The following is a 12,996-nucleotide window of genomic DNA, read 5'->3' as shown; positions in this document are numbered from 1 at the left end:
TTGAATCAGTATTCATGCCAGATGGTTACACTGTAAATGTTGTAACAAGTGCTTGCGCTAGTTAGAGCAAAATATAAATATAACAAAAGTATAGTGGAGATAATGGCGGAAACTATGGCAAATGAACAGTGGCGTGTGTTAAGTGATCGCATTAATAAAGTGGCTCCTAGTGCAACTTTGGCAGTCGATAGTAAAGCGAAAGCTATGAAAGCTGACGGCATTGACGTTGTAAGTTTTGGTGCAGGTGAGCCAGATTTTCCTACTCCTTCTTACATTGTTGATGCTGCAACACAGGCTTGCAAAGATCCGCGAAACTATCGCTATACTGCTACTGCAGGTTTGCCTGAGCTTAGAGAGGCAATTGCTCGTAAAGTGAAGCGAGATGCCGGATACGAAGTTTCTCCAAATCAAATTGTAGTAACAAATGGCGGAAAGCAAGCTGTTTACGAAGCTTGCCAAATTCTTTTGAATGATGGCGACGAAGTTATTATTCCAGCTCCGTATTGGACAAGCTATCCAGAGGCTGTGAAGCTTGCAGGTGGCGTGCCTGTGCCTGTTCTAGCAGGAGCTGACCGCGGTTTTGAACCAGATATTGAGGCAATTGAGGCAGCTCGTACTCCACGTACTCGTGCAATTATTGTAAATTCGCCTTCGAATCCTACTGGCGCTATTTGGAGTGCGCAAACTATGCGCGCGATTGGAAAATGGGCGCTTGAAAATCATGTCTGGGTTATTTCTGACGAGATTTACGAGCACTTGCATTACGACGGCATTATGACTTCGTATATTGGCGTTGAAGTGCCGGAAATTCGCGAACAATTGCTGATTTTGAATGGCGTTGCTAAAACTTATGCTATGCCTGGTTGGCGTGTTGGCTGGATGGTAGCTCCAGAAGATGTTGCTAAAGCTGCAACTAAGCTTCAAAGCCATATGACTTCTAATGTTTCTAATATTTCGCAGCGCGCTGCAATTGCTGCAGTTGGCGGTTCATTGGACGTGGTTACAACTATGCGTGAGGCTTTTGATGCTCGTCGTAAAGCAATTGTGGAAGCGTTGAACAATATTGATTGCGTTACTTGCCCTCTTCCTCACGGCGCTTTTTACGCGTTTGCTAATATTGAGGATCTGCTTGAGAAACCTCTTGGTGAGAAGCGCGAAGTTCCTCATACTTCTTCTCGATTTGCTGAGATGCTTCTTGACGAAGCGCATGTTGCTGCTGTTCCGGGCGAGGCTTTTGGTGCTCCTGGCTATTTGCGTTTCTCTTGCGCGTTAGCTGATGACCAGCTTGCTGAGGGAATGCGTCGTATGAAGAAGTGGATTGAGGCTTAAGAAAGTATTCTTACTTTCTATTGATACGACACTCTGTTTTGTGCTGTAGACCGGGCATTCGTGGTTTGATGCAGAATGTGAACTCTGGTTTTATTGCAAAATGCGACACTCGCTTGCATAGCTTATAATCGCCGAAATTGCGCGAAATCTTGGCCTTCCGCTAACATATCTACTTGGCGGTTTTGCCAAGTCAGACATTTTAAGGTATGATAAGGCGAGTTCCCCTAGGGATGTGGCGCAATTGGTAGCGCAACGGTCTCCAAAACCGTAGGTTGTGGGTTCGAGTCCCGCCGTCCCTGCCACTTTTCATTATTATCGATTACAACAAACGAAGGATTCAGGCATGGCTAAGGCAAACGGTGATAACAAAACGGTGAAGCCGAATTTGTTCGTGCGTATTTTCATGTTCGTCAAGCAGACTATTGACGAAACGCGCAAGGTTGTAGCTCCTCATGGTAAAGAGCTGTTTGCATGGTCCGTTTCCGTGTTTATTTTTGTAATTTTCTTGATGCTGTTCGTCACATGCATGGACTTCTACTTAGGTAAGTTCGTTATGTGGCTGTTTGGCTGATTTAGATTTTGAGGGTGTGCAAATATGACTGACGAGTTGAAACTCGAAGAAGTAAACGAAGGAAATGAAGCCTTTGTATCAGATGTAGCAGATTCTAGCTCTGAAGCTTTTGATGATAATGCTGAAGTTGAGCTTTCTGCTGGCGCTGTTGATGATTCTTCTGTTGATGATTCTGATAATACGGATGTAAATGCGGAAGCAAATGCGGAAAAGTCTGCTGAAGCTGCTGAATCTGCTGAAGATGCTGCGGATAAGAAATCTACTGCTGAAGATGAAGTTGCTGAAGTTGATCCGACTGACGCTGGTGCAATCGCTGTAGCTGAATTTTCTAAGAAGCTTCGCACTTTGGAAGGCAAGTGGTACGTACTTCACACCTACTCCGGTTATGAGAAGCGTGTAAAGGCAAATGTTGAATCCCGCGTGCAAAACTTTGGTCTGGAAGATAAGATTTTCCAGATTGAAGTGCCAATGGAAGAAGTTGAAAAGCACACAGAAAAAGGTAAGAAAGTTATTACCCGCGTGCGCGTGCCAGGCTATGTGTTAATTCGCATGTGGCCTGATGAGAACGCTCGCCGTATTGTGCGCGAAACTGAAGGCGTAACTGGTTTCGTTGGTCCTTCTAGGGATCCTGCTCCGTTAAGCCGCAAGGAAGTTGTGGCAATGATGGCTCCTATGATTGCTTCTGAAGCCTTGAAGAATGCCGGTGATAAGCCTGCTGCGGCACGCAAGCGTAAAGTTGAAGTGGCTTACAAGGTTGGCGATCAAGTTACTGTTATCGACGGCCCATTCTCAACTATGGCTGCCGTTGTTTCGGACGTGGATCCTACAACTCAGAAGCTTACTGTGTTGGTTTCCATCTTTGGTCGCGAAACTCCTGTGGAGCTTGGATTCCATCAAGTGGAGCCAATCGTCTGAGATTATTGTTTAGCTAATTGTTTGGCTAAGCGTGCAGATAATTGTTCGAAGTTTTATAAGCTTTTGTATCGGGGTGTGATTTGATTCACTCCCCGATATTTTTTTATTTTTCCTCACTGTACTGTTTTTTCTTGCTGTTTTTCTTAATGTGAATGTGCATAACTATGTGCATAACTTCCATATTTCCTATATTTTTGAACTTCTGACCACATAAACATTTTTTTATTTACATATTTGATTATTGCATTCATAGTTGTTTCATGAACGTTTTTGTTCAAGGCGATAGTAGGGTGCTATCGCTTAAGGGTTGGGTTAAGGAGTTTCTTATGGGGAAACATAGCATAATAAAAAACTTTAGTAATGTGCGTAATAAGGGGATTTGTTTATGCTCTTTATTGGTTACATTTCTGTTTATTCTCATGAATGTTATGGGAGTTAGTGTTGCTAAAATGCCTTCAGGTCTTCCAGGAGATATGATCCGAAGTGGTGATCTAGATGGAATTCACATTAGATACAATGAAGTTTTCGTTGGAGTTATCTCTATGGACTATAACAACATGCCAATGTATGCGGTTGAATCAAGTAAAGATGATTATGATTATAAAAATGGATATTGGAAGGCATTAGATAGTGGATATCCATACATTAATACTGTTGCTGCAAGACTCATACAGATGAACAGAAAAAATAAGAGTAATGAAATACAGCTTGCTGTAGCTTATGCAATTCACGATCATCTTGATTCTGATAAAGAACTTTGGAGTAAGTACAAGCGACATGGGTTTATGAAATTTGAATCGTCACATATTGAAACTCTTGCTGCAAAATTGTGGCACGACGCTCAGAGAAGTGTTATTAAGGACTTGTATGCAGGCAATGATTATCTTGATGGAGGTAAAAAAGGAAAGATATCTGTTTCTCCAAAAGTACCTTATGACTATACAAAACTTTATATAGACGATGTAAAAATTAAAATTGTAGCCAATAATAAACTTATTCATTTCGACGAAACTGGTAAGAATGAATATATAGGTAACATATCTGAAGGCGGTAAGGCTGTTAACTGGACTGCTGATGGTGACGGTGAAGTTAAAGTTGACGTATTTTATGAAGTTCCGAGAATAGAACAGTTCTATTCACCTAAATTAGATGTTATTCGTAATTGTGAATCTGATTGGAAAAAATATGACACTTACACTTTAAAAGTACAAAAGCATTTCCAACCTATGGTATCTTCAGAAGCTTTAACAAAGGAATTATCTCAGGACAGTCCGGTTATTGCTAACGTTTCATCGTTTGTTGGTGAAATTGATTCATGGCCTAAAGATATGTCTGTGCGAGCGCGCGGATACTATTTCGTTGGGAAAAGCAAGGATGTTTTGAATTCGAATAAGCCAAATGCTAATGAAACTACGGAATCTTATTTAAACAGATTGCGTAATAAATCTAATATTCGACAAGTAGCTGCTGCTTATGTGAATTTTACAAGTAATAAGCAAAAACTATCAGTAGAAGCTAAAAAAGAAACTGGAGATTTTAATCCAGAGGAACTTGAAAAAGCCGAGAGGTATAAGGTTACTGATGAAGATGCTGGAATGTTCGGCGGTTGGGTATGGGTTATTTCAAAATCTGACCAAGACGATCCAGGTAAAAGTAGTGAAGAAAATAAAGCTAAAAAAGATTTGATTACTGGCGATTACATAGATGGCCTTGGAGGAATTGCTTCTACTTATTCTCACCGTACTAAAGCAAAATTGTTCCATGATTCTTCAGTAAAAGAGAAGAGTGTTGGTTTAGGTAAAGAAATAGTCAATACTATTACAATTGGCGGATTACCTGATGATTATGGTGAATTTAATGGTGACGATAAATATAAGTTTAGCGGCGATGCGAAAGCTCATATAAAAGTTTGGTGGGCTGGTGATGGAACTGACAATGCTACAAAAGAAGCAAACGACAAGTATCGTCCTGGTGCTGCTGGAGAAGCTAAGAAAAAGGAGCCTACTGAAGATTCGCATCATCGTTTGATCGGCGATTGGGAAGTCCCTGCTAAAAATGGTGTTTACACAATTGGTAACGGGAAAATTATGTTTAAGTCTGCAAAAGATGCTGATTCTAATGGTTTAGGTAGTGAAATTAAAAGTATAAAAAGCATTAGAGCAGATAAAACTAAGGATTCTGGATGGTATGTATTCGTTTATAGCCTTCCTGGGTCTTCTCGAACTGAAGAATTCACATCTGAATACGACGATGTTTGGAGCAGAACTTTGGTAGAACCTTCTGAGACAAATGATGCTACTAATATCTCTTTGACAACAAGCGTTAGTTCAAATGTTGTTTCTTCTGGTGAGTTGTTCCACGATATTGCTCATATAGTTGGAAAAGTTCCTAAAGGAAGTTATGTGGTATTTAATGCTTATTCTCATGAGAATGTTAATAAAATGCCAACTTCAATTAATGGTGATGATTCTTCAGATGCTCATGCCAATAATGCAATGAGTAATGATATGAATGCCAGTGTTTCTGGTTTAGAAAATAAGCCAGAATCGGCTGAAAAATTCGATTTGAATAAAGGCGAACACATTCTAACTAATAGTCGAGTTAATATTACAGATCAGCAAGCTTCTGATAGTAGTAAGAATCAAATAGATATTAACTCTATGAATATTAAAGTTTCCAGAGGTGCAACAGTTTATTGGAAGGCTGAGTTGTACGGTCCTAACGGTAAGCCGCTAGCTTCTCATACTTTAGGTGATGCGAATGAAACAGTTCATGTTGTATCTAATACTGCAACCATTAAGCCAGACAATAAAGTACATGGTGTAGGTGAGCCAATACGCAGTACTATTTATCTTTCTCAGGTCTTAGATGAAGGATCGTATGTGGAATTTACAGCTTGGGATGCTGTAGAAGGCGAACATAAGGATTCTGATAAGCTTTTGCTTGATCATCACAAGATTAATATTCCTAATGCTGCTATCGAACATATGCGTAAAGGTGGAAGTATTAGTGTAGTAAGCCCAGAGATACAAGCTACTCGAGAAGGAATAGTTTATTGGAAGGCTGAGTTGTTCGATTCTGCTGGAAAGTTGATTGTTCGAAACAGCAATTCGAGAAGCACAAATTCTAAGCCGGGCAATGGTAATCAGCCAGGCAAAGTCGAGGTATTAAATCCTTCTGGTGGTGCCGGATCTGGCGGATCTGCAGGTAGTGGTGCCGGTAGTGGTGCTGGCGGTAATGCTGGTAGTGCTGGTTCTGGTGCGGGTTCCGGCTCTGGTGGCTCTAGTAGTACTGCTGGAGGTAGCTCTGGTGCTACTGGTTCTAGTACAGTCGGTTCAGGTAATGGCGGTTCAGGTACTGCTGCTGGTGGTACTGGCGGTTCTGCTGGTTCCAGTAATGGTTCTAATCCTTCTGGTGCGCAAGCCTCTGGTGGTCAAACATCTGGTACCCAGACACCTGGCGGTAAGTCTTCTGGAGGTAAGACTCCTGGTACTCAGACTCCTGGTACTCAGACACCTGGCGGTAAGTCTTCAGGTGGTCAGACGTCTGGTACTCAGACGTCTGGAAACGGTAATTCTGGCCCTAATGCGTCTGCTGGTGTTGGCGGTTCAGGTACTGCTGGTTCGGGTAATGGATCTGGTACTGGTTCAGGATCTGGAACGAATACTGGCAATTACTCTGGAACAGGTAAGCCTGGTAATCAAAATAATCACGGTAATAATGGTGATGCTTCGAATCCTGGAAATTCTGGAAAGCCTGGCGATAAAACTAATCCGGGTAATTCATCTAAACCAGGAAATCAGGCCAATCCGGGTGAATCATCCAAGCAAGGTGGAAATTCGAATTCCGGTGGCAAAACTGGCGGTCAGTCTTCCGGTGGTCAGACATCTGGCGGACAGTCTTCTGGCTCGCAGAATCATGCTGGTAATACGTCTGCTGGTAATACGTCTGCTGGTAATACGTCTGGCACTCAGACATCAGGAACTCAGTCCTCCGGTGGGCAGTCTTCTAAGGGTCAGTCTTCCGGTGAGAATGTTACTACTGGAGAATCGATAGAAAATAATAGTGGTTCAATTACATCAACTAACGTAATTTCAGATAAAGATAAAAGAAATTCAGTTTCTTTAGGTGACATTTTAAGTTTGCTTTATTCCAATAAAAATAAATCAAACAATAAAAATTTGGTAACTAGAAAATCTGATAAAAACACTTCTTTGAATGATTATCTGTCTGATTACTCAAATGGTTTGAAAGAGCTATTTGAAAAGTATGGTGAAAACAATGCAAATGCTAGCTCTATCTTCAATCTAAACAGCAAGATGAATTTGAATAATACGAATCTAGCTAACCTCATTAAAAACCGTATGAAAGGCAATGCTAGTGGATTAGTAGATTCTGGCTTTAATTCAAATTTGAATTCAAGCGAATTTGAAGAGAACGGTGTTGCTGGAAATAGTGCTGATTCGAATAGTGTTGGCTCGAGCAATGTTGATTCTAGTAGCAATAATCCTGGTGGTAATAATTCCAATGGTTCTGATCCGAATAGTGGAAATCGTTCAAACGAATCTGCTAGTAACAATAGGAGATCTTCTTCTAATAAAGAAATATCAACTAGAGGAAAATCGTCTAATGAAGCTAATGGTAACGTAAATTCTTCAGAGACAGGATATGTCAACAATGACACTGAAGAAGAAAAACAAAATTATCAATTGGCTCAAACAGGATCTTCAATCATAAATATTGCAATTATCATTGCAACAGCGTTTATGGTGATTGGAGTAATGGCATTGGGAAAGCTAAATTCAGATGAAATGAATGTCAGTAGAAGGAGAATTTTGCGCTCGCGTCATTGCAAAATATGCTGATCGCAAATAAGAAAATAAAGTAGAGTTGCTCCTTCGGAATTTGATTGACAAACATAAACAATGAAAATCAACGTTCCGAAGGGGTAGCTTCTATATTTTTATATTTATTTGAATAAGACGTTACGCATATTAGGATTTTTCAAAAAAAGTTATGACATTATTTGAAGATATAAGATTAATAATCTTGGAATAAAGTGCAAAAAGTGGTACGGTGAATACATTGTTTTTGTTTTGAGAGAGATGTGATTAGTAATTTATTATTTTACGTTTAATAAATGTTGGAGGCTTTCGTGAGCGAGTACAATATTGACAAAAATAAAATGATGATTCGTTTACATCGTATAAGCGGGCAAGTTCAAGCAATAGAGAACATGATTGAAAACGACGCCTACTGTACTGATGTACTGATGCAACTTTCAGCGACTACAGCAGCGTTAAAGTCTGTTGCCGTTTTAGTTGCGCGCGCTCAAATAAGTGAATGCTTAGGAGACGTGTCTCACAACGATAATTCTGAATTTGTAGATAAGAAGACTCGTGAAGTTGTGAAAGTTGTAGACAGATTAATGAAATATGATAAATCGTGAATGAAATACGTACAGTAATTGATACTCCACAATCTCCGTCGCATTATTCTCTAATAGACAAGAAATCTGAATTTATCGCAGACTCATGTCACGTATCTGATTTAGACGAAGCTATGGCATTTGTGCAATCAATACGTGCAAATCATCCTAAAGCAAGACATGTCGCTTATGCAGCTATTTGCGGGGATAAAAGTGGTTCTTTATCTGAAAGAATGAGTGACGATGGAGAGCCATCTGGAACAGCTGGGAAACCTATTCTTGATGTATTGCGTTCATCTAAATTAACAGACACTGTTGTAACTGTTACAAGGTATTTTGGCGGAATTTTGCTTGGATCTGGGGGGCTAATAAGAGCTTATTCTAGATCTGCAGCTGGTGCTATCGCTTGTGCAAATATTAAAGATATTGTTGAATGCAAAAAAATATCATGCAATGTCACCTATCAACAATTAAGAATGTTCAAAAATATATTGACTGCACACAATTGCACAGTTGAAAATGAGGAATACGGTGCGTTAATACATATAATCGCTTTGATTCCAACTGAAAATCTCGAAGAATTTATTACGAATGTCAGGAATGCTACGTCTGACACTGTTACTATACGATTAGAATGCAACGCTAATCGCATAGCTTAATCCATTGTTGTTTTGCATGATGATATGCGTATTTTTGTTTATCTTGCAGTTCTAATTAGTAGGCAGAGATTTAAGATTTTTCGCCCAGAGCGAAATGTATCGCTCGCGCGTTACAGCGCGCTCACGTCTTCGCTTGCGTTGAAAGTCCACTGGACTTTCAACTTTGAGCAAGCTCACTCATCGAAGTGCATTCGCGCGCTACGCTTTAAGCGCTCATGCAAGTCGATTCGCAGCACGAAGTGGTGATTCATTGAGCGAAGAAGAAAAATCGAAAAATCTCGGTGATTAACCGAAGATTAAAAGACTAAACATGCCAAGAGCTGTCGAAGTTTCTCTTAGAGCAATGTAAAAATCTTGCGATGAGAGAAACTCCGAGAGCTCAGCAACACTAGAAAGAAAAATCCTTCGGGGGAATAGGTATATTTTTGGTGTAATTCTGATTAATGCGTACTACTGTTTCATAGTTTGCATGATGATATGCGTAGTATTGATATAGGCGTGTTGAAGTATTGGATGATTTACTTATGAAGATAGAATGAAATCTGGAATTATTATTCTACGTATTTAAATTATTATTTTATTTTACGTTTAAAAGTAGGTGAGTGACGTATGGAGCTTAATCAGACTGAGCAGAATAGCAATGATAATCAGCAATCTAATAATATTGCTGATGAATCTGAAGCTAAGCATAATGATTATGAGCCATTAACGGCTATTTATGAACATCTTCGTCACTCTGATGACTCACAAGAACTTCACGAATTCGCCACTCGTCAATTGCCAGATAGCAGTAATCAGGCTGCATTTTCGCGCGCTACAGCACTTTTGGAAGCTGTTGCTGGGAATGCAAATACTCCTGAAGAAGATCGTATTTATTTGGCAAGTACCATGCCTTTTCCTAATATTTTAGTAAAACTTTCAGAAGATAAATCCGATAAAGTGCGATTAGCTGTAGCAAAAAATCATAATGTAAAGAATTGGCTTGTTGGTCGTCTTACTAAAGATAATTGTGCAGCTGTTAGAGATGCTGCGTTATGTAATCCTAAAACATCATGGAAGATGCGATTAGAAGGTGCTCAAACTAACGGTGTTAGCGCTTCGACTCTCGATTATTTAGCATCTTTAGGAGTTACTGTACAGGAAGATGCGCCTGTAGTTCTCGCTACTATGGTACGTCGTGCGGTAGCTCTTAATGCCGGAGTTTCTCCTCAAACTCTTAAAAATCTATGTAATGACAAAGCTTCAGACGTTGCGATTGCTGCAAAAAGTAGAAGCTAAGCTTTCGTAATATAGGTCTAAGTAGTCCCTTAGTAAAGTCCCTTAGTAAAGGCCCTTAGTAAAGGCGCGTATTAAAGTTAAGTAGGCTCATAGTAGATTTAAGTAGGCGCGTTTCATAAAATTTATTGAATTGCTGGAGTTTTGTTTATTTTAATAAGGTTTTATTTAGTTTTCTTAGAAATTTGATTTATTTTGTCAATATTTTTTATGGAATCGTACTGATAAATATCACATTATTGTAAAATAGTTCGATGTAAATACCCTCTTCATAGATTACGATGGGAAATATGAACAATAAACTAGAAGAAGAACCAGAAAAGCCATTAATTCAACTTGCTGAGTTAATGGGTATTGGTATTCGTTTCGTGGGTGCTGACGGCGTAGAGCATGATACTGACGACGATGTATTGAAATCAGTTCTAAACGCTTTAGGTGTTGACGCGCATGACGATAAAGCAATTGATGCTTCGATTAAAAATATTTTGTCAGAACGTTACTCGCGTCTTATTGCTCCAACCGTATTGCATACTGCTGGCAAAGAAGACAAAGTAAAGATAAACACAGGAATTTTAGATTGCCCATCTGCTGAGCTCATTTTGGAAAATGGTAAGCATTATAAAGGTGATTTGGCAATTGAACCTAGCGATAATGATGTTGCATTCCCTGTTAACGGAAAATTTGTTGCTACGGCGTTGTTGAAAATTCCAGCTGATGTTCCTATGGGATATCACACTTTGAAAATCACTGTTGCTGATCGAGTTGAAGAAGCTACTTTGATTAGCGCTCCAGAGCGTATTGAAACATTAGATTCTTTGGAATCTGACGGCAAGCAGATTTGGGGATGGATGGCTCAGCTTTATTCCATTCGTTCTTCTAAATCGTGGGGTGTTGGTGATTATGCTGATTTAGCGCAGTTGCTTGTTGAAGCAAAGAAGAAGACTGGCGCTGATTTCGTATTAGTAAATCCTCTTCACGCTGGTGAGCCAGTTGCTCCATTAACTCCGTCGCCTTATTTGCCAGTTGCTCGTTCAATGGTGAATATAACTTACATTCACCCTGAAAGCATCCCTGAGTATGAAACTTTGGATGAAAATAATCGCAATACAATTTGTGATTTGCACGCTCAAGTATCGCCTTTGAATAATGATTCGCAGATTATTGATCGCGATTCAATGTGGCGCGTAAAAATGCATGCTTTGTGGATTATTTTCAAGGCTGGACTTAGCAAATCTCGTGCTGAAGAATTTGAAGCCTTTAAGAAAGATATGGGCGAGCGTCTTGAAAGTTATGCAACTTGGTGCTTGTGCTATGACAAGTGGGGTGCACCTAAAGGTCATGACGATTGGGAGTCTTGCTTAAATAAGAATTCTGAAGAAATTCACGATTTAGCTCAGCGCTTCCCGGATACTTTGGAATTCTATCGCTGGTTGGAATGGATTGCTTTTACGCAATTGCATGATGCGCAAGTTGCTGCGCGTAAGGCAGGAATGCGTATTGGAATTATGTCTGATATGGCTGTTGGCGTGCATCCTTCTGGGTCTGAAGTTTGGTGGAATCCTGAGCGATTCGCTCATGGTGCTTGTGTTGGTGCCCCACCAGATTACTTTAATCAGAATGGCCAGAATTGGTCTCAGCCTCCTTTGCATCCAGTAGAGCTTGAGCGTACTGGATTTAAAGTTTATCGCGACATGGTTCATGGCATGTTTGCTTCTGCTGGAGCAGTGCGAATTGACCACATTCTTGGACTTTTCCGCTTGTGGTGGATTCCTGAAAACGCTAGCGCGAAGAACGGAGCGTACGTTTACTACGACGCAGATATCATGCTCGGAATTTTGGCGATTGAAGCTACTCGCGCTGGTGGTGTAGTTGTTGGCGAAGATCTTGGCGTGCTTCCAGCTAATGCAATTGAGGTTTTAGCTAAGAAAGCTGTTCTTGGTTGCACTGTTGAATGGTTTGAGGCTCGTGATGGCGTGTTCCGTCATCCAAGCAAGTGGCGCGAAATGACATTAGCCTCGGTTAATACTCATGATTTGCCTCCTGCTGCTGGCTATTTGCGATATGAACACGTGGATATCCGAGAGCGTTTGCACTTGCTTACCGGTTCTGTTGAGGAATTCCGCGCTGGTGCTGTTGCAGAACATAACGCTATGTTGAAGATGCTTATTGAAGGCGGATTCTTGGATGCAAAGCTTGTTGAAAATGAGTCTGAGCATGAGCAAGAGATCGTTGAAGCGTTGTATCGCGCTTTGAAGGCTGCTCCATCTAGGTTATTGGCTGCTTCGATTGTGGATGCTACTGGTGAGCGTCGTTCGCAAAATCAGCCTGGAACTAGCGACGAGTATCCTAATTGGCGTATTCCGCTGGCGGATGGGGATTGCAATCCAGTATCCTTGGATAATCTTTTCGATTTGCCTCGTGTACAATCGCTTTCGAAGATTATGAATGCGTGACGTTTTTTGATTTATTCGATTCGCGATTCGTTCGTTTCGTAATTTGTTTTGCGATTCGTTCGATTCGCGAATCGTTTGTTTTGTAATTCGTTTGTTTTGTAATTCGTTCTGTTCATTTAGAGATTTCATTTATATTCATTTCGCGATTCGATTTTATTCGTCTTAACCATATATAAAATAGACATTTGCAAGTAGTCGTCAGCTGGCGATATACTTGCAGATTGTTGTGTTTCCCTAAGGGGTCCTTCAAAGCGCTTTTCCCACTCGCCATCGAGGACTTTCAGGGAGCCCACGGATTATGAGCATTAAATCTTCGTCAGATATTCTCTTCAGGGAATCCTTTAGAGATTGTCGTAAATGAAGATA

Annotated in this window: 8 protein-coding genes and 1 tRNA gene; all 9 read left to right on the top strand. The window is 40.4% G+C overall.

Annotated features, from left to right (window positions below; genetic code table 11):
* Positions 1-102 precede the first annotated feature (102 nt).
* Complete coding sequence (locus HXT51_RS03460; RefSeq protein WP_421776193.1) at positions 103-1,329, top strand: pyridoxal phosphate-dependent aminotransferase; 1,227 nt, start codon at positions 103-105, stop codon at positions 1,327-1,329.
* Positions 1,330-1,555: 226 nt separating this feature from the next.
* A tRNA-Trp gene (locus HXT51_RS03455) sits at positions 1,556-1,631 on the top strand.
* Between the two features lie 41 nt (positions 1,632-1,672).
* Positions 1,673-1,900, top strand: a complete 228-nt coding sequence (gene secE, locus HXT51_RS03450) for a preprotein translocase subunit SecE (RefSeq protein ID WP_103084550.1) — start codon at positions 1,673-1,675, stop codon at positions 1,898-1,900.
* 24 nt (positions 1,901-1,924) lie between these two features.
* The gene (nusG, locus tag HXT51_RS03445; protein ID WP_421776192.1) at positions 1,925-2,815 is read left to right on the top strand and encodes a transcription termination/antitermination protein NusG; all 891 of its coding nucleotides are present in this window, start codon (positions 1,925-1,927) and stop codon (positions 2,813-2,815) included.
* Positions 2,816-3,141: 326 nt separating this feature from the next.
* Positions 3,142-7,680, top strand: a complete 4,539-nt coding sequence (locus HXT51_RS03440) for a hypothetical protein (RefSeq protein WP_421776780.1) — start codon at positions 3,142-3,144, stop codon at positions 7,678-7,680.
* 290 nt (positions 7,681-7,970) lie between these two features.
* The gene (locus tag HXT51_RS03435) at positions 7,971-8,264 is read left to right on the top strand and encodes a metal-sensitive transcriptional regulator (protein WP_103084553.1); all 294 of its coding nucleotides are present in this window, start codon (positions 7,971-7,973) and stop codon (positions 8,262-8,264) included.
* Complete coding sequence (locus HXT51_RS03430) at positions 8,261-8,902, top strand: YigZ family protein (protein WP_421776779.1); 642 nt, start codon at positions 8,261-8,263, stop codon at positions 8,900-8,902. Before HXT51_RS03435 ends, HXT51_RS03430 begins: the two co-directional genes overlap by 4 nt.
* A 609-nt stretch (positions 8,903-9,511) precedes the next feature.
* Entirely contained in the window at positions 9,512-10,180 is a 669-nt protein-coding gene (locus tag HXT51_RS03425) for an AbrB family transcriptional regulator (RefSeq protein WP_421776778.1), read from the top strand.
* Positions 10,181-10,467: 287 nt separating this feature from the next.
* Positions 10,468-12,630: a 4-alpha-glucanotransferase gene (malQ, locus tag HXT51_RS03420; protein ID WP_421776777.1), complete on the top strand. Its 2,163-nt coding sequence runs from the start codon at positions 10,468-10,470 to the stop codon at positions 12,628-12,630.
* Positions 12,631-12,996 lie beyond the last annotated feature (366 nt).

The organism is Gardnerella sp. KA00255, assembly GCF_049244095.1.
Taxonomy (GTDB): domain Bacteria; phylum Actinomycetota; class Actinomycetes; order Actinomycetales; family Bifidobacteriaceae; genus Bifidobacterium; species Bifidobacterium vaginale_F.
The sequence above is the reverse complement of the archived record's forward strand: the minus strand, read 5'-3'. Positions and strand labels throughout refer to the sequence as shown.

Bases quoted from the DNA above. Each gene is read 5' to 3' on its own strand.
- HXT51_RS03460 (WP_421776193.1), top strand. From the start codon at position 103: ATGGCGGAAACTATGGCAAATGAACAGTGGCGTGTGTTAAGTGATCGC.
- secE (WP_103084550.1), top strand. From the start codon at position 1,673: ATGGCTAAGGCAAACGGTGATAACAAAACGGTGAAGCCGAATTTGTTC.
- nusG (WP_421776192.1), top strand. From the start codon at position 1,925: ATGACTGACGAGTTGAAACTCGAAGAAGTAAACGAAGGAAATGAAGCC.
- HXT51_RS03440 (WP_421776780.1), top strand. From the start codon at position 3,142: ATGGGGAAACATAGCATAATAAAAAACTTTAGTAATGTGCGTAATAAG.
- HXT51_RS03425 (WP_421776778.1), top strand. From the start codon at position 9,512: ATGGAGCTTAATCAGACTGAGCAGAATAGCAATGATAATCAGCAATCT.
- malQ (WP_421776777.1), top strand. From the start codon at position 10,468: ATGAACAATAAACTAGAAGAAGAACCAGAAAAGCCATTAATTCAACTT.